This is a genomic window from Vibrio sp. ZF57, assembly GCF_001691235.1.
Classification (GTDB): Bacteria; Pseudomonadota; Gammaproteobacteria; order Enterobacterales; family Vibrionaceae; genus Vibrio; species Vibrio crassostreae_C.
The window spans coordinates 38,687-62,985 of record NZ_MAKD01000084.1 but is presented as its reverse complement, the minus strand read 5'-3'; the positions used below and the strand labels follow the sequence as shown (position 1 = coordinate 62,985).

The window sequence follows — 24,299 nt, the reverse complement described above, 5'->3', positions numbered from 1 at the left end:
CGTACAGTTCTTAGAGGGGCGGCACTTGGTAACAAGTGTCGTCTACTCGACAGAGGCGTGTCAGCATGATCGTCGTTGGCATGTCCCCAGTTTTTGTGATCAGCAAGGGAGCGGATATCCCGCGCCTTCATGTATGTTGTCATATGAGTTCAGTAAAACGGAACGGTACTGCAGAAAAGTGCTTGGGCGCATACTTCGAGTTAACTCTTCAGAAGTACAACATGCTTGGTTATTTACCTTTGCTGAGCCAAATCTAATTGAGTTTGCAGAGCGAATTGAAGATGACATTCCGGAGTCATGTCTTTATGCCCACATGAGAGAGCAAAACAAGCCTCAGATTCCCATTCAGCGTAATGCTTCTAGTAATTCTCGCTCTTTGCTGAAGAGAGTAACGGCTCGAATGTTACTTGAGGAAGTAACGGTGCCCATGTCTATGAAGGCGGTTTCGGAGGGAGTCTAAGAGTATTTGATGAGCTTCAGCTTGGGGCATTTTGGAAAGGGTTATTTCGTCTTTTTCATCTATATAGTTGAACACTGCATCGTAGATTCTTTTGCTAATACCAGATTTGAATTGCTATACTGCTGTGCAAATGCACAGTATAAAGGTGTTAAAAAAGGTTTATGCACCTAAACCATTCAAAAACATCGATTAAAGTATGCGAAAAATAATTCATATTGATCTCGACAGTTACTATGTCTCTGTAGAAGCAAGGGACAACCCCTCTTTACGTGGAATTCCTCTAGCAGTTGGAGGGAAAAATGGTCGCGGTGTTATTGCAACTTGTAGTTATGAGGCGAGAGCTTTTGGTGTGCGTTCGGCTATGTCTACAACAAAAGCGTTACAACTTTGCCCAAGCTTAACAGTAGTGTCTGGAAATATGGAAAAGTATAAGGCGGTATCTAGGCAAATCCATGAAATATTTAGACGGTATACGGATGTAATAGAGCCACTATCCTTAGACGAGGCGTATTTAGATGTCACAGGTTCTAAGCTGTTTCAAGGTTCAGCAACTTTAATTGCAGAAGACATACGCAAGTCTATTCAAACTGAATTGAATTTAACGGCTTCGGCAGGAGTTTCCCCATTAAAGTTTGTTTCTAAAGTCGCTTCAGATGTGAATAAACCTAATGGTATATGTATTGTCCCACCTTCTGAGATCCAAACTTTTATAGACGAATTAGAATTAGGGAAAATAAATGGTGTTGGGAAGGTGACGTTAGAGAAATTAAACAAACTCGGCTTATATAAAGGGGATGATGTTAAGAATTTCGATAAAAACACTTTGATTTCAAAATTTGGCAAATTCGGACATACACTTTGGCAAAGGTGCAATGGTATTGATGATAGAGATATTGTTGTCGAAAGGATTAGAAAGTCAGTAGGGGTTGAACGGACATATTTAAATGATATTCATAGTTTGGATGAATGCACACTAGCCATAAAGCCTCTGTATGTCGAATTAGAGCAAAGGTTAGAAAAAGCGCTTGCAGATAAAGTGATCACGAAACTCGGTGTAAAATTAAAGTTCAACGATTTTCAACAAACAACGGTTGAACATAAGTATGATGAAATGGATATGCAGTTTTTTATCAAGTTATGTGAAGAAGCCGTTGCTAGAAGTCATGGACGAAGTATACGTTTAGTCGGATTAAGTGTTGGTATTGAACCCAAGAAATCAACGGACCAATTACAACTCCCTTTGTGATTTTTGTAAGTGGATTTTTAAGAAAATACTAGTTTTTTACATAAATTTCTCGGATTTTTTTGTTAGGGGGTTTTGTTAGTAAGAATTTGTATCTAACCCTATGTTATAAAAACGCATTCACTTACTCAGCTAGTCAAACTTACATTTTTCACCTAAGGGTTTTACAACGCGGCTGTAGAAATGCGTGATAACCCTGCTTACCGAAATCGCCCGTTAGCTGTTGGTGGGCATGAAAAGCAACGCGGTGTTTTGAGTACCTGTAATTACGAAGCCCGCAAGTTTGGTGTTCGCTCTGCAATGCCGACCGGAAAAGCCCTGCAGCTTTGTCCTAATCTATTGGTTGTGCCGGGAAGAATGTCGGTCTATGTCGAGATATCTAAAAAGATCCGCGAAATCTTCTCTCGATACACATCAATCATTGAACCTCTTTCTTTGGATGAAGCTTTCCTTGATGTCACCGATTCTAAGCGGTGTCATGGTTCAGCAACACTTATTGCCGAGTCTATTCGCCGTGATATCTGGAACGAACTGAACCTGACAGCTTCTGCAGGAATTGCACCGATTAAATTCTTGGCGAAAGTGGCCTCGGATCTGAATAAGCCCAATGGTCAGTTTGTTATCCCTCCACAAGACGTGCAATCAGTGATCGATGAGCTACCACTTGAAAAGATTCCCGGTGTTGGCAAGGTGAGCATTGAAAAGCTGCATCAAGCAGGTTTCTTTACTTGTAAGGATATTAAAGAGTCTGACTATCGAGACCTGCTACTCAAGTTTGGCCGTCAAGGTGCATCACTCTGGAAGCGCAGTCATGGCATTGATGATCGAGAAGTTATCATCGAGCGCGAGCGAAAATCGGTAGGCGTAGAGCGCACCTTCACTCAAAATATTTCAACTTACGCTGAATGTTGGCAGGTAATCGAAGACAAGCTATTTCCTGAACTCGAGACTCGCTTAGAAAAGGCTAGCCCAAGCAAAGCGATCATCAAGCAGGGCATTAAGCTCAAGTTCGCCGATTTTCAACAAACCACGATTGAGCACATCCACGCCTCTCTCGATCGTGAGCACTTCAAAGAGCTGCTTAGTGAAATACTGAAAAGACAACAAGGGCGAGAGATACGCCTACTTGGTTTAAGTGTAATGCTGCAACCCAAAGACCAAATGCGTCAGTTGAGCTTCTTTTAAAGATAATGAGTGAGATGAATACCGACTACGCTTCATAGCCTAGTCGGTTTTTTATAAGTAAGAATTACCTAGGAAGTTGTTTTACTCGCGCTAAGGTATCACTGAACGGTTGCTGCTCTAGCTTGCCGTAACCGACCATTTTACTGGCTTTGAGTTTGGTTGAAAGCGGGGTGGCGATTCCACATAAGAAGCGAGTAATTGCCTCGTCGGTAATCAGTTGTTGGCTAGCCGAAATAAACTCATGTATCCATGTCATCACCGTCTCATCATCGATAGGTTCAACATCAACGGTTGGTAAGATTGCCACTTCTCCTCGACATACAGAGCAGTGACCGCAGTTTGTTGGTGCTTTATCATCGGCAAAATAACTCGCAAGGCGTGAGCTTAGGCAAGTATCCGCCTCAAAGAAATTCAGCATTTGGTTAAGGCGGTTTATCTCGCTGTTTTCTTTTGCTTTAAACAACTCAGTGAGGCGCTCTGACAGTTGCATCATATCTTCAGAAGTATTGTGGATCGCGTAGACATCGGTGATCTGCTTGCTTTCTAGTTCAATCCAACCTTGTTCATTGAAGTAGTCGATAGCCGCAATCACACGCTGACGATCGGCTTGGAAGTGTGTCCAAAGCGCATCGAAGTCGACTTGGCACCACACTCTTGCTTGAGGAGAGCATTGGAAAATCGCTTCGACAAATTGACGACGTTCACTTTGAAATTGCTCTGTGATCTGCTGTTTCGGACGAATGAACTTAAATTTGTAGTCTGCGAAGTAGCTGTACTTGGGCTCAATCACACCTTCAATTTCGAGATACACCAGTAGTGTTTTTAGCGGTAACTGACGAATGTTGGATTCACGTGATAGTTGATTAAGCATGATCTCCCATTGATTCGAGCCAGAAGCGCCAATGTTTTGATTTTCGTAGATCTCTTTTAATACCGCTTGGATCGATATGTTGTCTGGCGTATCACCAAAAACGAAGTTCTCGAGTGTGCTTAAACCGTGTTTGTTAGCCAGTAAAATACATTCAGACGCTTGCCCATCTCGACCAGCTCTGCCGATCTCTTGTGAGTAGTTTTCGATCGATTTTGGTAAGTCAAAGTGAATCACTCGGCGAATGTTGGACTTATCCACGCCCATACCAAACGCGATAGTTGCGACGATACAGCTCACGTCATCATTCATGAATTGGTGTTGAATAGCATCTCTATTTTCAGGCTTAAGACCCGCATGGTAAGCCACTGCATTAACGCCAGCATTGCGAAGCTGCTGAGCCACCATCTCTGCCGTTTGTTGAAGGGTGACATAAACAATAGTCGGAGCGAGAGAAGCTTGGTTAACCACATTGCACAAGGTTTCTAGCTTACTGGTTTGTTCACAAGGTTGAATCGACAGATCGAGATTTTGACGATAGAAACCCGTAACCACAACGCGCTCCTCATCAATTTCAAACTTTGACTTCATATCTTGGATAACCGCTGTAGTCGCAGTGGCTGTCAGTAGTAGAACCTGAGGAATATTGAGCTGTTTTTGGTATTGAGGAAGCTTCAGGTAGTCGGGTCTGAAGTTGTGTCCCCATTCTGAAATACAGTGCGCTTCATCGACCACAAGCAGTGAGATCGACACTTGGGAGATAAACTGACGAAAGCGTTCGTTCTTCAAGCGCTCGACGGAGATCATGAGGATCTTGGTGTCACCGTTACGCACTGACTGCATAACCTGTTGTGTGGTTTGTCGGTCTTGGCTTGATTCGATTGCCGCTGCGCTAATGCCTTTACTGTGCAGGAAAGCGAGTTGGTCTTTCATCAAGGCTAACAGTGGCGATATCACCAAGGTTAAGTGCGGTAACTCTAATGCTGGTAATTGATAGCACAGCGATTTACCTGAGCCTGTCGGGAATATCGCGGCAGTCGAGTGACCAGATAGAACGTTATCAATGACTTGCTTTTGCCCATTGCGCAGTGAGTCGAATCCGAATACTTGTTTTAGCTTCTGCTCAATCATTTATGTTCTACCTGAGTTATTAAGTGTCGTATTGATGCTAAAGCGGGCGCCCATTCATGATAGCGTCGCTTGATGAATCAAATGTCTTGCACCTGATTGTACCTAATTCTATTCTGTAGCTCCTATAGAAAAGCACCCCAATAGTATGAATAAGTCTGAGCTTCGCCAAATAATCATAGAGCAACTTGAATCCCGATTACGTATCGCACAATCTGCTACTCAACGCGCTATTGATGCTGCGACAGATGAAGAGACAGTGCCTGAACATAAGTACGATACATTGGCATTAGAAGCTTCGTATCTCGCCCATGGTCAAGCGGTGAGGGTACAAGAGTGTGAAGACGATATTCAGTGTTATCGTAACTTAGTGTTGCGTGATAGTGAGAAGGTTACGGTGAGCAGTTACGTTGTGGTCATTGACGAGCATGATCAATATAAACACTTTTTTATGGGGCCGAGAGTCGGCGGACTTTCTGTCACGTGGAATGAGAATGAGATTGCCATCGTGACGGCAAATGCACCTTTTGGCCAGGCTCTAATGGGTAAAGAAGTTGGTGATGAGATTGAGTTTAAGGTCGCAGATAAACAGTTTTGCTACGAAGTTATCTCTATCGACTAACTAACTGACTAATAGATATAAAACGTTTCTCTGACAAAGGAGCATATACCAAGGGTATAGTAATCTGTCAGATTGATGAGAGGATGTTATGAAAAACAATGTATTTATGAAAAACAAAATATTTATTAAAAACAATGTATTAATCGCATCGTTAACAGCGGTAATCTCTTTTGTGAGCCTGCCAACTTTTGCTGCTCAGTGTCGAGTTGATTTGAAAAATGAATTGCGAATCGATGACCAAAAAGTCGAAATTCATCAGGTAAATGGTGATACCGCCGTGTTCGATGATAATAACGATCTCTATATTCATGGCGAGAAAGTTGAGCTTGATGCTGACCAACAAGCGGCGATTGAAAAATATCGTGAGAGTATGAGTGAGTACATACCACGAGCTAAGCAGATGGCAAGCGAAAGTCTCGCATTAGCCAATGATGTGATTGATGATATTGCTGTTAGTTTAGACTCTCCAGAATCGTTTGATAACGTAAAAGAGTCGATGAAAACGTTTTTCGCAGACCTAGAAGCCCGTTACTACAAAGATGGCGAGCTGGTTTTGCCTGCAGACAGCTTTGAGTCGATGGCCAATGGTTGGTCTGAAGACTTCGAAAAAGCTAAAGAGATCTTTAACCAAGAGTTTATCTCTAGTGCTTTTAATGCCATGTCAGAAAAGATGAAGCAAGAAGGTGGGCTCAACCTTACGGAATTGACGGACAGCATGGCTGAACTCAAGCTGAAAGTTGAAGAGCGAATGAAAGAACACTCTCAACAAGTACAACAAGAAGCGAATGAGTTCTGTGATTCACTTGATGAGATGGCAGAACAAGAGCAAGAACTGCATGAAATCATTCCGAACTTAAAAGATTACCAAGTATTCACAATTTAATTCGAGTCTAGTGATGAATAGCAAGAGCACCGGTTGGTGCTCTTTTTGTTTGTATAAATGGAACCACACGGCGAGTATTTATCTCAATTCAATCCATTTTCTTCTTAAGCCTACTACTTCGCTTTGTTGATTATAATTGAACGATAAGACTGGTTGTTTGTTAATTTTGTGGTTCCAAATAGCGCATTGATTGTAAAAATCAGAGAATTGTTCATTTATTAGTTGTGCCTATCATTGCTTTTTATTACTGTACTTCTCAACTAGTTCATTGATTTTTAATGCGGGCGATATGGACCAACAATCTTCCTCTTCAAGAGAGCACTTTAGCTCTCGTTTAGGCTTTATTTTAGCAGCGGCTGGTGCAGCGGTTGGCTTGGGTAATATTTGGGGTTTCCCGACTCAAGTTGCCAGCAACGGTGGCGGTGCTTTCCTTTTGGTCTATTTGATCATGATCTTCGTGGTTGCTTTCCCTATGCTGGTGGTAGAGATGGCTATCGGCCGTCACGGCCAAGCAAACCCAGTTGATAGCATGCGATCTTTGACGACAAACCCTTTGGGTAAGAAAGTCGGTGAGTTTGTCGGTTGGGTTGGACTGAGTGTACCAAGCGCAGTGTTGGCGTTTTACAGTATTGTTGGTGGCTGGTTGATCTGTTTCCTAATTGGTGCGGTCGCGGATCTTATCGGCCTAGAAGCGATTGCTGATTGGTTTAAGGGCTTCAGTGTTGAGCGCAACGTATTTGGTACCGTCGCGTTCTATGTACTGACTATCTTGATTGTGCAGGGCGGTGTTAAGCAAGGCATCGAGAAATGGTCGACTCGTTTGATGCCTGCGCTGTTTGTTTTATTTGGCTTATTGTTTGTTTACATCATGACGCAATCTGGCGCGATGGAAGGCCTAAAACATTACCTTATTCCAGACTTTGAGAAAGTGTGGGATAGAAAACTGATTCTGGCGGCAATGGGACAGGGGTTCTTCTCACTCACTATTGGCGGTTGCTCGATGTTGGTTTATGGCTCTTACTTAAGCAAGAAAGAGAACCTACCAAAAATGGCGATGAACGTAACTCTGGTGGATACTGCTGTCGCTTTTATTGCTGGCCTAGTGGTGATGCCAGCAATGTTTGTTGCGATGCAAAAAGGCGTTCAAATCTACGCTGAAGACGGCTCACTATTAAGCTCTGACACTCTAGTATTCACGGTTTTGCCGTTGATGTTTGATAGTTTAGGTGTGCTTGGTCAGATCTTTGCGATTGTGTTCTTCTTACTACTAACGATTGCAGCACTGACTTCTTCGATTTCGATGCTTGAAGGCCCGGTTGCGCTAGTGAGTGAGCGTTTCAATACCAGACGAACGCCAACAAGCTGGGTAATTGGTGGTGCTATCGCGCTGTTTAGTGTGGTGATTGTTTACAACTTTGCTGCGATGTTTGGCATGGTAGCGATGATTGCAACTCAGTACCTTCAACCGGTCGCTGCATTGATGTTCTGTGTGTTTGGTGGTTGGGTATGGAGCCGAGCTTCAAAAGTGAAAGAGCTTGAACAAGGCAGTCCTGATTTTCAACTTGGTTGGTTTGGTAAGGTTTGGCCAATGTATGTGAAGTTTGTGTGCCCAATTTTGGTAGCAACGGTTATCTGGGCATCTTTCGGTTAATGCAGAACCCTATCTGGGCTTTTTGAAATTACCTCCTCTGAACTTGAAATATTAAGCACAAAGCCACTCATAAAGAGTGGCTTTGTTGTTTTTATATAAAGCTTAGTGGCACGAAATATAAAGCTATAGCGGCACGAACAAGATAGAAAAAAGGCGCTGAATATAATATTCAGCGCCTTTACATTGTTCGTTAAGCAATCGTGATTACTTAATTTCCATACCTTGAGCTTGCAAGTCCGCGTGGTAAGAAGAACGTACAAACGGGCCACACGCTGCATGAGTGAAGCCTAGCTCTAGAGCAATCTCTTTCAGCTCATCGAACTCAGAAGGCGGCACGTAGCGTTCTACTGGTAAGTGGTGACGGCTTGGTGCTAGGTATTGGCCTAGTGTCAGCATAGTCACACCATGTTCACGAAGGTCTTTCAGTACTTGAACGATCTCTTCTTTTGTCTCACCAAGACCCATCATCACACCTGATTTTGTTGGGATATCAGGGTGCTGCTCTTTGAATTTCTTCAGTAGATCAAGAGACCACTTGTAGTTCGCACCTGGACGCGCTTTACGGTATAGACGTGGCGCTGTCTCTAGGTTGTGGTTGAAAACATCTGGCGGGTTGTCTTTCATTAGATCAAGTGCAACGTCCATACGACCGCGGAAGTCTGGAACCAGTGTTTCGATACGAATATTTGGATTTAGTTCGCGAATCTCACGGTTACAGTCAGCAAAGTGCTGAGCACCGCCGTCCCGCAAGTCATCACGGTCAACTGAAGTGATTACAACGTACTTCAGTTTCATGTCTTTAATTGTCTTAGCTAGTTTCTTCGGCTCTTCAGCTTCAGGAGCAACAGGGCGACCATGGGCAACATCACAGAACGGGCAGCGACGAGTACAGATAGCGCCAAGAATCATAAACGTTGCCGTACCGTGGTTGAAACACTCGGCTAGGTTAGGACAAGACGCTTCTTCACAAACTGAGTGCAGGTTGTTTTTGCGCATTGCTGATTTGATTTCTTGAATACGATGGCTGTCTGAAGGAAGTTTAATCTTCATCCATTCAGGCTTACGTAGAACTTCTTTCTGTTCAGCAGGCATATTCTTTACGGGAATTAATGCCATTTTGTCAGCGTCACGATATTTAACGCCTTTTTCCATTTGGATTGGTTTGCTCATGATTTTATGCTTCTGCTGTAATGTTACTGGTGGCTTGAATGTCTACTTGGTCATAGCCGAGTAGCTCTACGAGCTCTTGTATTAACTGTTGCTCAACGTTTTCTAGTTCACTTGGTCCGCCGAGTTGGCTTACCTGCGCCATTTCCATACCTTGGTAACCACATGGGTTAATACGTAGGAATGGAGACAGGTCCATATCGACGTTGAGTGCTAGCCCGTGGAACGAGCAGCCACGTCGAATACGTAATCCGAGTGAACAGATTTTCTTGCCATCGACATAAACACCAGGAGCGTCAGGTCGGGCAGCTGAATCTATATTGTAAGCTTTCAGAGTATTGATTACGAGGTTCTCGATATGAGTCACCAAATCACGCACTCCGAATTTCTTGCGGCGGATGTTAATCAGAAAGTAAGCCACTAATTGGCCTGGGCCGTGATAAGTCACTTGGCCACCGCGATCGCTTTGTATTACAGGGATATCACCGGCATTTAATACATGCTCAGCTTTGCCTGCTTGTCCTTGAGTGAAGACAGGGTTGTGTTCAACCAACCAAACTTGGTCTACGTCTTCTTCCGTGCGTTCGTCTGTGAACTTATGCATGGCTTTCCATACAGGTTCGTAATCCTGACGGCCTAATTTTTTTACGATTAGCTTATTTTGCAAAGCTGCACTCCCTCAAGGATTAATAAAGTGAACGCATTATAAACGCGAAACATGATTCTAACTACAGACGGACTGCAAGGTTTTTCAACTTTCTTTGTATTTATTGAAAATTAAGTTGAATGAATTTGAGCTAGATAGGGTGCTTTAAACAAAAACAGCGGCAATAAGCCGCTGTTTTTCATGTGCAATCGGAGATTACAGAACCATACGAACGATTTCGATCTCGCCCAGTTCTTTATAAAGAGTTTCTACTTGTTCAATTGAAGTCGCAGTAATATTGATAGAAACAGAGTGGTAGTTACCTTTCGCACTCGGTTTTAGCGTTGGGCTGTAGTCACCAGGAGCATGACGCTGGATCACTTCTAGTACTAGCTCAGTCAGTTCTGGCTTAGCGTGGCCCATTACTTTGTAAGTGAATGAACAAGGGAACTCTAAGAGGTCTTTTAGTTTTGCATCAGAATTGATGTTCATGATTAGCTCCAAAAGGCTAGACGCTCGCAAATTGGCGAAATGTCGATAAAAAGCGTGTTCGGTCAACAGACACGAGTAATAAGGCGGAATATTACGTGTAAATATCACCGAACTCAAGATCAACAAAAGCCGCACATGGCGGCTTTTGGTTCACTAATGAGCAAATCATGAACTTACTCATTAGGTTAGCTATATAACAAGCTTAGGTTTTACCTAGAACAAACCTTTGGCTTGTTTAGAATAAACCCTTGAATAGAAGAACTAGGTAGTCCCATAGACGGCTGAATAGGCTGCCTTGGTCTACATCTTCAAGTGCTAGTAGGGGGTATTCAGCAACGTCTTCACCGTCTACTTGGTAGAATAGTTTACCAACTACATCGCCTTTGCTGATTGGCGCTTCTAGCTCTTTCTCAAGAACGAAGCTTGCCTTCAGGTTCTTAGCTTGACCACGAGGTAGCGTCACGAAAGTATCTTCGTCGACACCTAGCGCAACTGTGTCCTTGCTACCCATCCAGATCTTCTCTTCTACGAAAGTTTCACCGGCTGTGTGTGGTGCCACTGTTTCAAAGAAGCGGAAGCCGTAGCTAAGCAGTTTTTTGCTTTCTGTTTTACGAGCATTCGCATTCTTGGTGCCCATAACTACAGCCACTAGGCGCATTTTGCCTTCTGTCGCTGAGCTTACTAGGCTGTAACCTGCGTTGCTTGTGTGGCCTGTTTTGATGCCATCAACGTTCATGCTCTTATCCCATAACAGACCGTTACGGTTGTATTGGGTGATGCCGTTGTATGTGAATTTCTTCTGTGAGTAGATACGGTACTCGTCTGGTACGTCGCGAATCAGCGCCTGACCAAGTAGCGCCATATCGTAAGGCGTTGAGTATAGGTTCGGGTTGTCTAGACCGTGCACGTTAGCAAAGTGCGTGTCTTTCATGCCGATAGAGCTTGCCCAAGCGTTCATTAGGTCAACGAATGCATCTTCAGAGCCAGCGATGTGTTCAGCCATAGCAACACATGCGTCGTTACCTGATTGAATGATGATACCGCGGTTTAATTCTTCAACTTTAACCGTAGTGCCCACTTCAACGAACATCTTAGATGAATCTGGGAAGTTTTTAGCCCAAGCATTTTCACTGATTACAACATCGTCGTTTAGGTTGATGTTGCCACGGTCGAGCTCTTGGCCGATCACGTAGCTCGTCATCATCTTGGTTAAACTTGCTGGAGAAAGCTGAGTATTCATCTCTTTCTCTGCTAGTACTTTGCCTGAATGGTAATCCATCAGAACAAAACCTTTAGCGGCGATTTGAGGTGCATCAGGAACAACAATAGGAGCGGCGAATGACGATGTAGCTATCGTTGCAGAAAGAGCAACAGAAGTAGCAAAAATCGATTTAACAAGTTTATTAGATTTAATCATTTTGAATGCAATTATTTGGTGAACTATTCATATATTAACAGAATCACTCTGTCACACCAGAGCGCTGATTACCAGAAGTAACTGTTAGATTAATTAGCGAGTTAGGGTGTGTTTTTTTATATAAGCTGACGGGTAACCCATTAGCTTAACTTGTTCTAATTTCTCTTGAGTCAGAGCATAGTCATGAAATGGCCCAATCATCAGACGGTATTTGTCATCATTTGGCTGCAAGAACGTTGCTACTTCTAGCTTTTCGGCTAGATCTTTCGCTAACTTTTCGGTCCTATCTTCATGTGGAGATGTTGCGACTTGAATAATAAATTGCGGTAAAGCAGCCTTTTTATTTGCGTCGGTTGGCATAGCCACAGTAATGACTTCAATCTCAACATTTGCCGTGCCGGTTCTCAACACATCGAGCTTGTAAGCTGCCGCATAACTAAGGTCAATGATTCGGCCTTCATGGAATGGACCACGATCATTGATACGAACAATCGTGGTTTTGTTATTGTCGGTATTGGTCACTTTTACGTAGCTTGGAATAGGCAATGTTTTGTGTGCTGCAGACATCGAATACATGTCGTAGATTTCGCCATTAGACGTTAAATGACCATGAAATTTCTTACCGTACCAAGAGGCTTTTCCTTTCTCGGTAAATCCTTCCGTCTCCTTGACGATCTTATAGTCTTCGCCACGCAGAGTGTAATCCGTGTTACCACCTAAACTATAAGGTTCATACTGAGGGTGAGCATCTTCTAAATGCTCTACCGAAATCGGTGCGTCTGGTGCAATATCTGAATCAATATCGTAGCGGCCTGTTGGCTGCTTTGAAGAACAACCATTGATTAAAATCGCTAGCCCCAAGATAGAGACTATTTTTTTGATTGGCAGCTCTTCAACCAAGGATGCTTTTTTTTGAAACGTTGTAATAGACATCGATTAGGTCGCCTTTGAGAATGCTTTTCTGTGTGTATGTATCGACATTAAAATACCAAAACCAGCCATAAGGGTAACCATTGAAGTACCGCCATAACTGACTAGAGGAAGAGGAACACCAACTACAGGTAGAATGCCACTTACCATGCCAATGTTTACAAAAATATAAACGAAGAAGCTCAGTACAATACTTCCGCCCATCATTCGACCGAATGCGGTTTGAGCTTGGCTCGCAAGCACTAAGCCACGTCCAATAATAAACAGGTAGATCGCAAGCAAGAACAAGATACCGATCATGCCCCATTCTTCGGCGATGACCGCAAAAATGAAGTCAGTATGACGCTCTGGGATGAACTCTAGTTGAGATTGAGTGCCTTGCAACCAACCTTTTCCTGATATACCACCCGAACCTATCGCAATCTTACTTTGAATGATGTGGTAACCCGCACCTAATGGATCTGATTCAGGATCAAAAAGGGTTCTAACACGCACTTTTTGATATTCACGCATCAAGAAGAACCATAGGATTGGGATAAATGCCCCTAATGCGATTGCCGCGCTAGCAATGATTTTCCAACTGATACCAGCCAGGAATATCACGAAGATACCAGATGCGGCGATAAGGATAGATGTACCTAGGTCAGGCTGCTTTGCGATTAGAATCGTCGGTACAAACACCATCACTAGCGAGATCGCTAATGTTTGGAATGTTGGTGGAAGTGAGCGCTTACCGATAAATCGTGCCAGCATCAAAGGCACCGCGAGCTTTAATAGCTCTGACGGTTGGAATCGAACAAAGCCGAAGTTTAACCAACGCTGGGCGCCTTTAGAGGCTTCACCAAAGAACAACACGCCCAATAGCAAGATGACACCACCTACAAATAGCAGTGGTGCCAAGGTTTCATAAGTACGAGGTGAGATTTGCGCTAGGAAGATCATCACACCTAAAGACAGAGCCATGCGCATCGCCTGGCGGTCCATCATCGCAAGGCTTTGTCCGCTTGCGCTGTACATGATCAGCAGGGCAAAGCCCATTAAAACCAGAATGCCAAGCAAAAGCGGCAGGTCGATATGCAGCCTTTCGAATAGGGCTCTATTTCGTCCAGTTGAAGGATCAAGTTTCATTATTTAATTGGCTCACTTTGATAATCTTCTGCAAGGATAATATGGTCTAAAATCCTTCTTACTACTGGGCCGCCGTTAGAAGAACCGCCACCTGCGTTCTCTAGAACGATAGTCACGACGGCTTCAGGATCTTCAAAAGGCGCGTAACCCGTAAAGAGGGCGTGATCGCGTAAGTGCTCTGCGATTTCATCCGCGTTGTACTCTTCATCTTCTTTTAAGCCGAATACCTGTGCGGTACCCGATTTACCAGCGGTTTGGTAAGACATCTTCTGGAATGAACGTCTTGCCGTACCTTTCATACCGTGGTTAGCCAGCCTCATACCTTCCTGAGCGATATCCCAATACTTCTTCTTAACCCCGGTTAGCGGTGGGTAAGTTTCAATGTCCGACATGATTTGTTCATCGAATGGACGACCGTTATCAATGGTTGAACGAAGTAGGTGAGGTGCGGTTACTTCACCTTCATTGACCAAAACTGATGTGGCTTTTGCAATCTGCATGGGTGTTGCAGTCCAGTAGCCTTGGCCAATACCAACTGGGATGGTGTCACCTTGGTACCAAGGCACACGGTGTCTTGCCATCTTCCAATCACGAGTTGGCATATTGGCTTTGCTTTCTTCATAAATATCGATGCCAGTATAATCACCAAAGCCGAACATCATCATCCATTTGGATATGCGATCAATGCCGAGATCATAAGCAATTTGGTAAAAGAAAGTATCCACTGACTCTTCAATCGCTTTCTCTATATCAACGACCCCGTGTCCCCAACGCAACCAGTCACGGAATGGTCTTGTTTTTGAATTAGGGATCTTCCAATAACCTGGGTCATTACGCGTTGTATTAGGTGTAATCACACCTTCTTGCAGAGCCGCAACAGCAATGAATGGCTTGATCGTCGATGCTGGTGGGTAAATACCTAGCGTTGCACGGTTAACCAAAGGGCGGTCTTTGTCTTGAAGCAGGGCGTTATAACCTTTAGACGAAATACCATGTACGAATGCATTTGGGTCGTAGCTTGGGCTAGATACCATGGCTAACACGCCATTGTCTTTCGGGTCGAGAACGATAGCTGAGCCACGGCGGCCATCCAGTAACTTATGTACGTATAGTTGTAGCTTGATATCCAAGTTGAGCACGATATCTTTACCCGGAACCGACGGTACAAATTTTAGAGTACGGATCACTCGTCCACGGCTGTTAACTTCGACTTCTTGATAGCCAGCGGTACCGTGAAGCATGTCTTCGTAGTAGCGCTCAATACCAAGTTTACCGATGTCGCGAGTGGCTTGGTAATTGGCGTCTTTCTCTTCGCGAACCAGGCGCTGCATATCACGGTCATTGATGCGCGATACGTAGCCAATCACGTGAGTTAACACATCACCATAAGGGTAGAAACGTTTTAGCGTACCTGTAACTTCAACGCCTGGGAACTTATGTTGATTTACAGAGAAGATCGCAACTTGTTCTTCGGTAAGCTGATTCAGAATAGGTACTGACTTGAAGCGTCGTGAATTGCGACGATCACGATCAAATAGTTCAATGCGCTCTGGCGGGATCTCGATTAATTCTTGTAGACGGACGAGCGTGTCATCCATATCTTTGATTTTTTCTGGTGTGATTTCTAGGTTGAAAACCGGGCGATTTTCGGCAAGAAGCACACCATTACGATCATAAATCAAACCACGGTTGGGGGCGATTGGAACGACCTTGATACGGTTATCGTTAGAGCGGGTTTTATAGTCTTGATATTGATTGACCTGAATGTTGTACAGATTAACAACCAACATCGATATCATGACTATGATCCCCGCAAACGCAACAAAAGCACGATTAGTAAATAGTCGTGCTTCTGCTTTGTAATCACGGATTTGGCTACGTTTACGTAACATTAACGCTTATTCTCGATGATAAGGGTGGTTAGCAGTGATGCTCCAAGCTCGATACAAGCTTTCAGCCATGATAACGCGTACTAATGGGTGAGGGAGAGTAAGCGCAGACAGAGACCAACTTTGGTCTGCAGCCGCTTTACATGCAGGTGCTAAGCCTTCAGGCCCGCCGATAAGGATAGAAACGTCGCGTCCATCCAACTTCCAACTTTCCAATTGCTCTGCCAGTTGTGATGTGTCCCACTTTTTACCTGGGATATCAAGCGTGACAATGCGGTTGCCTTTTGGAACCGCTGCCAACATCGCTTCGCCTTCTTTTTGAAGAATGCGTGCAATATCCGCATTTTTACCGCGCTTTCCCGCAGTAATTTCAATGAGCTCTAATGGCATATCATGAGGGAAGCGGCGTTTATATTCTTTAAAGCCTTCTTCAACCCACTTTGGCATTTTTGTGCCAACTGCGATTAACTGGATCTTCAAAGCTTAGCCCCAAAGTTTTTCTAGTTGGTACAGTTCACGGTGTTCTTCTTGCATAACGTGAAGCATGCTTGTCCCCATATCTAGAACAACCCATTCACCTTCTTGCTGGCCGTCCATGCCTAGTGGCTGCATACCTGCTTTACGTACTTCATCAGCAACATGCTGTGCAATAGAAGCAACATGGCGCTTAGAGGTACCTGTACAAACAATCATGTAATCAGTAACGCTTGATTTGCCTTCTACATCGATAGTCACAATCGATTCTGCTTTCATGTTGTCGGCTTTGTCTGCAAGAAAATCTTTTAGTTCTTCACGTAACACTGGGTGTTCCTTTAATCTGAATTTAGCTTTGTTTAGGGCTTGTTGACCCTAGAATATAACACGCTTTTATGCGTGGAATGGTATTGAAGCTGAAGGGATACAAAACTCTACGCTTAACTGATGAATTAGTGGCCAAGGCGACTGCTCATATTGAGTTTTTGTCATCAATTCAGCTTGAGTGAGCAACGCGAACAAAGAGTGTAATTGAGAAATCGAAACTCTTGTTAGCGCGGCGTTATAAAGAGGCTTTTTAGATTGCCAGATACGGTGTTTTTCGAAGACCTGACCAATCGGCATCTGTTTCATTTGTTGCTGCATTTGTAATAGCAGAGCAAGCTCTCGTTGTATGCTACGTAATAAAATGACGGGTTCGACACCTTCAGCTTCTAGCTGACGCAGGATTCGTTGTGCTCGGTTACCTTTGCCTGCCAATAACGCATCACTCCAATGGAATGGAGTAAAATGGTTGTGTCGACTCAGCGATTCTTCTAAGCGTACTAACGTGAGTTTTCCATCTGGGTATTGGAGAGCCAGTTTTTCTAGGCTTTGGGTGAGAGCAAATAGATTACCCTCATGCCATTGCGCCAGCATTTGAATCGCTTCAGGGTCTGGCGTTAAACCGATTTGACGGCAACGCGCTTGGACAAACTGAGGTAACCGACTGACATCTGGCGTTAGGCAACTGACCCAGTGACCCTGATTCGAAAGAGCCTTAAACCACTTAGCGCTTTCTTGAGCTTTGGTGAGCTTAGTGCCCACCAAGATTAACAAGATATCACTGTGGATATGCTCGGAGATTGCGAGTAGCTCTTTCGCTATTGCGGCATTGACGCCTGACTCTGGCAGTTCAAGCTCGATGACCTGACGGCTAGAGAATAGGCTCAGTGCTTGAGTGCAGTCGTAGACTTGATTCCAGTCGAGACTGCTATCAATCGCAAAGCGGTGACGTTCTTCAAAGCCTTGCTGTTTTGCAGCCTTTTTAATCGCTTCTCGGCTCTCTTGCAACAGTAGCGGTTCGTTACCAAAAATTAGGTAAACATTACTCAACTGTTTAATAAGTTGCTCTGATAAGCGGTCAGCAAAAATACGCATCAAATAAACCTATTACTCAGCCGAATCGCTAAGTGTTGGTTGTTCTTCTGAAGCTGGTACGATCTCAACATTCTTGATGTTGTATTGCTTTTCGAGTTCTTTCACTTGAACGTGCTCTAGTGCATCTAGGTCCATGCTATCAGCTGCAATGTTCGCTTTTAGTCGAGCCATCTGACGAAGGATTTGGCTTGTTGCCAACTTACGCATCTCATCTTCGATCATGTCTCGTTCAACCGACTTCGCAAGTGCAGTTAGCGGGTTATCTAGGTAACTACGGGTTACGCTGGTTGAGAACGTCTTTGAGCCTAGATCCGGGACAGTTACGCGGTATGAAGCGCGGAATGTCAGTTCTTTCTCTGCTGCACGAGTGTTTTGGTATAGAGACAGAGTTCGCTCACCTACGCTCTCACTAATAATATGCAGGTTAGGTGTATTCTCAGCCGGTGGCACAATTTCTACATCATTCATACGCAGTTGACCTTTCATCATACGTGTAAACGTACTGTATTGGTCGTAACTGGTTACGGAGATCTTGTTGAGTTCTTCTGGTACGGAGTAATCACCACGTAGGTGGAAACCACACGCACTTAATAGGCTGACGGTTAAAACAACAACAGTAACTTTCAATGAAGATAGTGAAATCAGGCGCATTATTTGATGGCTCTCATGAAGGTAGAATACTTATTTAAAGGCTTTAGTTCGTTTGAGTGGTTAGGCTCAAGTCTAAAGCGCTTAAATAAGTAGACAGGGCAATTAGCTACCCTGTCTACAGACTGCTTTTGATGAATTAAGTTCGTTAATTCTTTAGCAATTGCATTGTGCTAACGAAATTAGTTAGCAACGATGTTTAGAAGCTTACCTGGTACGAAGATAACTTTACGGATAGTTAAGCCATCTAGGAACTTCTTAGCGTTCTCATCGTTTAGACCAAGCTCACGAACTTGCTCTTCTGTTGCATCAGCAGCAACGGTTAGTTTCGCACGTAGCTTACCGTTGATCATAACAACGATAGTTTTCTCGTCTTCAACTAGCGCTTTCTCATCGAAAGTTGGCCATGTTGCTGAGTCTACGTTTGATTCACCCAGTGCAATCCACATTTCGTAAGAGATGTGTGGCGTCATTGGGTAAAGCATGCGAACAACAGCTTTTAGCGCTTCATCAAGGATTGCACGATCTTGTACAGACTCTTGAGGTGCTTTCGCTAGCTTGTTCATCAATTCCATGATCGCAGCGATTGCTGTGTTGAACGTTTGGCGACGGCCGATATCGTCCGTTACTTTCGCGATAGTTTTATGGATATCACGACGAAGTGCTTTTTGGTCGCCAGATAGCGCAGAAGCATCAACAGATTCAGCAGCACCCTTAGAAGAGTGAGCGTGAACCAATTTCCAAACACGTTTAAGGAAGCGGTTAGCCCCTTCAACGCCAGACTCTTGCCACTCAAGCGTCATGTCTGCAGGTGATGCAAACATCATGAATAGACGTACTGTATCAGCGCCGTACTTGTCTACCATCTCTTGTGGGTCGATACCGTTGTTCTTAGACTTAGACATTTTGATCATGCCTGAGTGTTCAACTTCACGACCTTGATCGTCGACTGCTTTTTCGATGCGACCTTTACCGTCACGTTCAACCGTTACGTCAGTCGGTGCAATCCACTCTTTGGTGCCTTTTTCGTTTTCGTGATAGAACGCGTCAGCCAGAACCATGCCTTGACATAGTAGTTGCTTGAACGGTTCATCAGACGTCACGTAGCCAGCATCACGTAGAAGCTTATGGAAGAAACGAGAGTAAAGCAGGTGCATACAAGCGTGCTCGATACCACCAACGTATTGGTCAACTGGTAGCCAGTAGTTTGCTTTCTCTGGATCTAGAATGTCGTCTGCTTGCGGTGAACAGTAACGTGCGTAGTACCAAGAAGACTCCATAAACGTATCGAACGTGTCAGTCTCACGTAGAGCGGGTTCGCCGTTGAATGTTGTTTCAGCCCAAGACTTGTCAGCCTTGATTGGGCTCGTTACGCCATCCATTACTACATCTTCAGGAAGAATGACTGGCAGTTGGTCTGCTGGTACTGGGTGAACTTCACCGTCTTCAGTGGTTACCATTGGGATTGGAGCGCCCCAGTAACGTTGACGAGATACACCCCAGTCACGTAGACGGAAGTTTACTGTCTTCTTACCTTTGCCTTCAGCTTCAAGCTTCGCAGCAATTGCATCGAATGCTTCTTGGAACGCAAGACCATCGAATTCACCAGAATCAAACAGTACACCTTTTTCAGTGTAAGCCGCTTCAGACACGTCTAGTTCAGAACCATCTTCAGGTTTGATTACTGGGATGATATCGATGCCGTACTTAGTTGCGAACTCGTAGTCACGTTGATCGTGAGCAGGAACCGCCATTACAGCACCTGTGCCGTAATCCATAAGTACGAAGTTTGCTACGTATACAGGAACAACACGACCGTTAAGAGGGTGGATAGCCGTTAGGCCAGTATCCATACCTTTCTTTTCCATCGTTGCGAGTTCAGCTTCAGCAACTTTAGTGTTACGACACTCTTCAACGAATGCAGCAAGCTCTGGGTTGTTCTTCGATGCTTTCTCTGCAAGAGGGTGACCTGCAGCGATACCAACGTAAGAAACACCCATTAGTGTATCTGGACGTGTTGTGTACACTTCTAATGGTGCTTCTTCGCCGTTAACAGCGAAAGATAGCTCAACACCTTCAGAGCGGCCGATCCAGTTGCGCTGCATGGTCTTAACCATTTCAGGCCAACCTTCAAGGTTGTCTAGATCGTCTAGTAGCTCTTGAGCGTACTCAGTGATTTTAATAAACCACTGTGGAATTTTCTTTTGCTCTACTGGAGTGTCACAACGCCAGCAACAACCGTCTTCTACTTGCTCATTTGCCAGTACTGTTTGGTCGTTTGGACACCAGTTCACTGAAGATGTCTTCTTGTAAACCAGGCCTTTTTCGTAAAGCTTAGTGAAGAACTCTTGTTCCCAACGGTAGTACTCTGGAGTACACGTTGCGAATTCACGGTTCCAGTCGTAACCAAAGCCTAGAAGCTTAAGCTGGTTCTTCATGTACTCAATGTTTTCGTAAGTCCATGGTGCAGGTGCTGTATTGTTTTTAACAGCGGCGTTTTCTGCAGGTAGGCCGAATGCATCCCAACCAATTGGCTGCATTACGTTTTTGCCTTGTAGACGTTGGAAACGAGATACCACATCACCGATGGTGTAGTTACGCACGTGACCCATGTGCAGTCGGCCACTTGGGTAAGGGAACATAGAAAGACAGTAGAATTTTTCTTTGTTTGGGTCTTCACTTACAACGAAAGTCTCGCTGTTATCCCAGTGTTGTTGAACCTTTTGTTCAATCTCTTGCGGGTTATATTGTTCTTGCATCGATGGTATCCGGTTATCTTGGAATTTGTGAGTTCGGTTAGAACAGAATCTTACAGATCGTCATAGAATACCTAAAGGAGCTGAGTACAACAATAGTTATACCCTTCATACTTGCAGTTGCCGCTTAGTAGATTGTGTAATTTTCACTGAATTTCGCAGGGCAACTATACTTAAGAGTATGAATTGCATTTGTTTGTAAGCGGGAGTGCATTGCAGCGCATCCGTTTGCTCACTAAAAGGTTGGTTATCTTAAGGAGGTTGTTATGCCGAAGAAAAAAGCGCTCTATGAAGAAGTCGTCGAAGAGGTGATTGAAACGCTGAAGCATAGCCCTGAAGAGCTCAACAACAAAATCGAAACGTCGGGCAAGTTTGCGAAAGCAGCTAATGATATGACTAAAGATGAGCTTTCATTGATCTCTGCCTACGTGAAGTCGGACTTAAAAGAGTTTTCCGAAAGCTATGAAGAGAGTAAAAGCGGTCCATTCTATTTGATGATTGCGGACTCTATTTGGCAAGGGCTGTTGGATATTACTGATCGTACTAAGGTGGAATGGGTTGAACTGTTCCAAGACTTAGAACACCAAGGCTTGTATCAAGCGGGTGAAGTCATTGGCTTGGGAACCTTAGTATGTGACGAGTGTGGTCACCAAACCGAATATAACCACCCAACCAATATCATTCCATGCATTAAATGTGGTTCTAAAGGGTTTAGTCGTAAAGCCCTTAAACCGTAAGCTTCTGAACCATAGCGTATCAACGCAAAACTACAGCAATGAAAAAGGGTTGACCCGATCAGTCAACCCTCAAATCACTTTTCGTCGAATCTAGCTTTTTGGCTTTCTAATTACCCAACCAATCACCAAGCTGAGCATCGCCCAGATATACAGTGGCCAAGTACCTACTGTGTGATAAGGCGTTTGACCATCCGTTGAAATGAGTTCAGCTTTTAACACTGCCGTTTCAAACTGAGGCACTTGCTTGATTATATTGCCTTTGTAATCAGTAACTGCCGTCACACCGTTGTTGGTCGAGCGAATAACCGGCTTACCAAGCTCCAGAGCACGCATCTGTGCAATTTCCATATGTTGCAGAGGGCCAATCGAACGACCAAACCACGCATCGTTAGAGAGCGTTAAAATAAAGTCAGTCTCGTCGGTTACGTTCTGTCTAACTTGATCATTAAAGATGATCTCATAACACAGTGCCGGCGCTAAGTGACGACCATTTGCCACTATGTTTGGTTGAACAAAGTCGCCACGGCTAAATGATGACATTGGCAAGTTAAAGAAAGGTGCTAATGGACGCAAGATATCTTCAAACGGCACAAACTCACCAAATGGTAACAGGTGGTGTTTATGGTAGCGTTCGTCTGGATCGTAGCTGTACTCACCGTATGGATTCACACCGAGAGAAAGAACACTGTTGTAGTATTTCTTATCTTCAGACTGATTCAGCACACCGGTAATGATCGAACTGTTGTTCATCTTCGCTGCGCTATCCAAGTTACGTAGGAAAGATGGGATCTCAACTTCGAATGCTGGAATAGCCGCTTCAGGCCAGATGATGATATCCGCTCCCCAGTTTTCTCTGCTTAGGTCGGTGTACTTCATCATGGTTGGCCAGCGATGACTCGGTAGCCATTTACTGTCTTGATCGACGTTGCCTTGTATCAAGACGACTGACGTGGTTTTTTCAGGGTTCGGCGTGACCCAGTCGATGTTGCGAATACCAAAGCCTGCGCTAAATACGACAGCGGGAATGATAGCGATGCTCCAAGCCCGGTTAACAATCGCATAAGTGAATGCAGAGGCTGAAACAATGATCGCTAAAGTTACTAGCTCTACGCCGCCAATCGGTGCAAATGAACCCAATGGCGAATCGATTTGGCTGTAGCCTAACCAAAGCCAAGGGAAGCCCGTCATTACCCAGCCACGCAGCCAATCACAGACTAGCCAGAATGCAGGAGCTGCAAGGAAAAAGCGGCTTAGGTTATTGGCAGGGAAGAATTTATTCAAACCCCAGGTAAATAGCCCTGAATAAACGGCTAGGTAGCCAACAAGCAATGCCATCAAAAATAGGTTGGCTGCCAGTGGCATGCCGCCAAAACCATCAATGCTGACGTATACCCAGCTGATACCTGTGGTGAATTGACCTAAACCCCATGCGTAGCCAATCCAAAGCGCACTTTTAGGAGAGCGGTTGTGGATCAGTAACAGCAGCAAAGCTGGGCTGAGAATAGCAAGAGGCCATATAGAGTATGGAGCGAATGAAAGGGTGGTTATAGCGCCAACAAAAACGGCCGCAAGCGGCCGTAATAGGCGATGAATAAAGGTATTAGTCATCTAATTTCTGTCATCTCTTTAGAGAGAAGTTGTTATTCTTCGATAGTCGGAAGAGGCTGTTCGTCAGGAATGGTTACCTGTAGCTGAATCACACGACGGTTATCTGCTGATGTTATTTTGAAATGGTAGTTTTCGATTTCTACAATTTCGCCACGAACCGGCAGGTGGCCGAGTGCTGTCATAACCATGCCGCCTACCGTATCCACTTCGTCGTCACTAAAGGCAGTGTTAAACGTATCGTTGAACTCTTCAATAGTGGTTAAAGCTTTTACAGAGAAGGTATGCTTACTCAGCTTACGAATATCTAGCTCTTCTTCATCGTCGAACTCGTCTTCAATTTCACCAACGATTTCTTCGAGGATATCTTCAATGGTTACCAGGCCAGAAACTCCACCAAACTCATCGACAACGATAGACATGTGGTAACGCTCTTCTTGGAACTCCTTAAGCAGGCGATCAACTCGCTTACTTTCAGGAACAACCACGACAGGGCGAATCACTTGTTCGATATCAAATGGAGCACTTTCTGAACCCAAATACTTAAGTAGGTCCTTCGCTAATAGAATGCCTTCAACATGGTCTTTATCTTCACTGATCACTGGGTAGCGAGAGTGTTGAGCATCAGTAATGAGCGCAATCAATGTATCTAGATCATCTGTGCGTTCAACTGTAACCATTTGAGAGCGAGGCAGCATGATATCGCGTACTCGCATCTCTGAAATTTCCATAACACCCTCGAGCATGTCGCGTGTGTCGTGGTCAATTAGGTCATTAATTTCTGAGTCGCGGATTACATCTACGAGCTCTTGGCGATCTTTTACTTCACCTTGAAATAGTTGGCCTAGGCGTTCAAAGAAGGACTTTCTACTCGGACCTTCAGATTTTTTACTTCCCTCAGAAGTGGGGGGGTTACCTTCGTTCATGATTTCTCAAAAAATAACGCTATCA

Annotated in this window: 20 protein-coding genes and 2 pseudogenes; 7 read left to right on the top strand and 15 right to left on the bottom strand. The window is 44.3% G+C overall.

What is annotated here, in order from left to right:
- Positions 1-98: 98 nt before the first annotated feature.
- The 3 genes and pseudogenes from A6D97_RS22205 to dinB (A6D97_RS11985) form a co-directional block, all read left to right on the top strand.
- A pseudogene (locus A6D97_RS22205) lies at positions 99-307 on the top strand (diguanylate cyclase); the annotation flags it as partial.
- 349 nt (positions 308-656) lie between these two features.
- Entirely contained in the window at positions 657-1,706 is a 1,050-nt protein-coding gene (gene dinB / locus A6D97_RS11990; RefSeq protein ID WP_065584447.1) for a DNA polymerase IV, read from the top strand.
- Positions 1,707-1,874: 168 nt separating this feature from the next.
- A pseudogene (dinB, locus tag A6D97_RS11985) lies at positions 1,875-2,888 on the top strand (DNA polymerase IV); the annotation flags it as partial.
- Positions 2,889-2,952: 64 nt separating this feature from the next.
- Here dinB (A6D97_RS11985) and A6D97_RS11980 read toward each other — a convergent pair.
- Entirely contained in the window at positions 2,953-4,887 is a 1,935-nt protein-coding gene (locus A6D97_RS11980; RefSeq protein WP_017059916.1) for a RecQ family ATP-dependent DNA helicase, read from the bottom strand.
- Between the two features lie 145 nt (positions 4,888-5,032).
- On the opposite strand from A6D97_RS11980, the gene A6D97_RS11975 reads away from it, so the two are divergent.
- From A6D97_RS11975 to A6D97_RS11965, 3 genes are all read left to right on the top strand, one after another.
- On the top strand, positions 5,033-5,506 hold the full coding sequence (locus A6D97_RS11975; RefSeq protein ID WP_017059917.1) for a GreA/GreB family elongation factor: 474 nt from the start codon (positions 5,033-5,035) through the stop codon (positions 5,504-5,506).
- Between the two features lie 88 nt (positions 5,507-5,594).
- Positions 5,595-6,389, top strand: a complete 795-nt coding sequence (locus A6D97_RS11970; protein ID WP_083190232.1) for a YggN family protein — start codon at positions 5,595-5,597, stop codon at positions 6,387-6,389.
- 289 nt (positions 6,390-6,678) lie between these two features.
- Positions 6,679-8,040, top strand: a complete 1,362-nt coding sequence (locus A6D97_RS11965) for a sodium-dependent transporter (protein ID WP_017059919.1) — start codon at positions 6,679-6,681, stop codon at positions 8,038-8,040.
- 204 nt (positions 8,041-8,244) lie between these two features.
- Here the strand turns inward: A6D97_RS11965 and lipA are convergent, their stop codons facing one another.
- From lipA to leuS, 12 genes are all read right to left on the bottom strand, one after another.
- Entirely contained in the window at positions 8,245-9,210 is a 966-nt protein-coding gene (gene lipA / locus A6D97_RS11960) for a lipoyl synthase (protein WP_017059920.1), read from the bottom strand.
- 4 nt (positions 9,211-9,214) lie between these two features.
- Positions 9,215-9,874: a lipoyl(octanoyl) transferase LipB gene (gene lipB, locus A6D97_RS11955; protein ID WP_004737632.1), complete on the bottom strand. Its 660-nt coding sequence runs from the start codon at positions 9,872-9,874 to the stop codon at positions 9,215-9,217.
- 195 nt (positions 9,875-10,069) lie between these two features.
- Positions 10,070-10,348, bottom strand: coding sequence for a DUF493 family protein YbeD (ybeD, locus tag A6D97_RS11950; protein ID WP_026084358.1), 279 nt, complete (start codon positions 10,346-10,348; stop codon positions 10,070-10,072).
- A 232-nt stretch (positions 10,349-10,580) separates the two neighbouring features.
- Positions 10,581-11,762 (bottom strand): serine hydrolase, encoded by a 1,182-nt coding sequence (locus A6D97_RS11945; RefSeq protein ID WP_017062336.1) that lies wholly within the window; start codon positions 11,760-11,762, stop codon positions 10,581-10,583.
- A gap of 93 nt (positions 11,763-11,855) precedes the next feature.
- A complete protein-coding gene (locus A6D97_RS11940; protein ID WP_065584445.1) occupies positions 11,856-12,695 on the bottom strand; it encodes a septal ring lytic transglycosylase RlpA family protein in 840 nt (279 codons plus the stop codon).
- A 3-nt stretch (positions 12,696-12,698) separates the two neighbouring features.
- Entirely contained in the window at positions 12,699-13,820 is a 1,122-nt protein-coding gene (gene rodA / locus A6D97_RS11935; RefSeq protein WP_017062334.1) for a rod shape-determining protein RodA, read from the bottom strand.
- Positions 13,820-15,712: a penicillin-binding protein 2 gene (gene mrdA, locus A6D97_RS11930; protein ID WP_065584444.1), complete on the bottom strand. Its 1,893-nt coding sequence runs from the start codon at positions 15,710-15,712 to the stop codon at positions 13,820-13,822. Before mrdA ends, rodA begins: the two co-directional genes overlap by 1 nt.
- Before the next feature lie 6 nt (positions 15,713-15,718).
- On the bottom strand, positions 15,719-16,189 hold the full coding sequence (gene rlmH / locus A6D97_RS11925) for a 23S rRNA (pseudouridine(1915)-N(3))-methyltransferase RlmH (RefSeq protein WP_065584443.1): 471 nt from the start codon (positions 16,187-16,189) through the stop codon (positions 15,719-15,721).
- A 3-nt stretch (positions 16,190-16,192) separates the two neighbouring features.
- Positions 16,193-16,510, bottom strand: coding sequence for a ribosome silencing factor (gene rsfS, locus A6D97_RS11920; protein ID WP_065584442.1), 318 nt, complete (start codon positions 16,508-16,510; stop codon positions 16,193-16,195).
- Positions 16,511-16,576: 66 nt separating this feature from the next.
- Complete coding sequence (gene holA / locus A6D97_RS11915) at positions 16,577-17,602, bottom strand: DNA polymerase III subunit delta (RefSeq protein WP_065584441.1); 1,026 nt, start codon at positions 17,600-17,602, stop codon at positions 16,577-16,579.
- A gap of 12 nt (positions 17,603-17,614) precedes the next feature.
- Positions 17,615-18,253 carry an LPS assembly lipoprotein LptE gene (gene lptE / locus A6D97_RS11910; protein WP_017068504.1) on the bottom strand — a complete coding sequence of 213 codons (639 nt, stop codon included), beginning with the start codon at positions 18,251-18,253 and terminating at the stop codon, positions 17,615-17,617.
- Between the two features lie 179 nt (positions 18,254-18,432).
- Positions 18,433-21,009, bottom strand: a complete 2,577-nt coding sequence (leuS, locus tag A6D97_RS11905; protein WP_017068503.1) for a leucine--tRNA ligase — start codon at positions 21,007-21,009, stop codon at positions 18,433-18,435.
- A gap of 263 nt (positions 21,010-21,272) precedes the next feature.
- On the opposite strand from leuS, the gene A6D97_RS11900 reads away from it, so the two are divergent.
- The gene (locus A6D97_RS11900) at positions 21,273-21,743 is read left to right on the top strand and encodes a zinc ribbon-containing protein (RefSeq protein WP_017062329.1); all 471 of its coding nucleotides are present in this window, start codon (positions 21,273-21,275) and stop codon (positions 21,741-21,743) included.
- A gap of 90 nt (positions 21,744-21,833) precedes the next feature.
- On the opposite strand, the gene lnt is transcribed toward A6D97_RS11900, so the two are convergent.
- Together lnt and corC are read right to left on the bottom strand one after the other, a co-directional pair.
- Positions 21,834-23,351 carry an apolipoprotein N-acyltransferase gene (lnt, locus tag A6D97_RS11895; RefSeq protein ID WP_065584440.1) on the bottom strand — a complete coding sequence of 506 codons (1,518 nt, stop codon included), beginning with the start codon at positions 23,349-23,351 and terminating at the stop codon, positions 21,834-21,836.
- Positions 23,352-23,383: 32 nt separating this feature from the next.
- Positions 23,384-24,274: a CNNM family magnesium/cobalt transport protein CorC gene (gene corC / locus A6D97_RS11890; protein WP_012603382.1), complete on the bottom strand. Its 891-nt coding sequence runs from the start codon at positions 24,272-24,274 to the stop codon at positions 23,384-23,386.
- Positions 24,275-24,299: the final 25 nt, after the last annotated feature.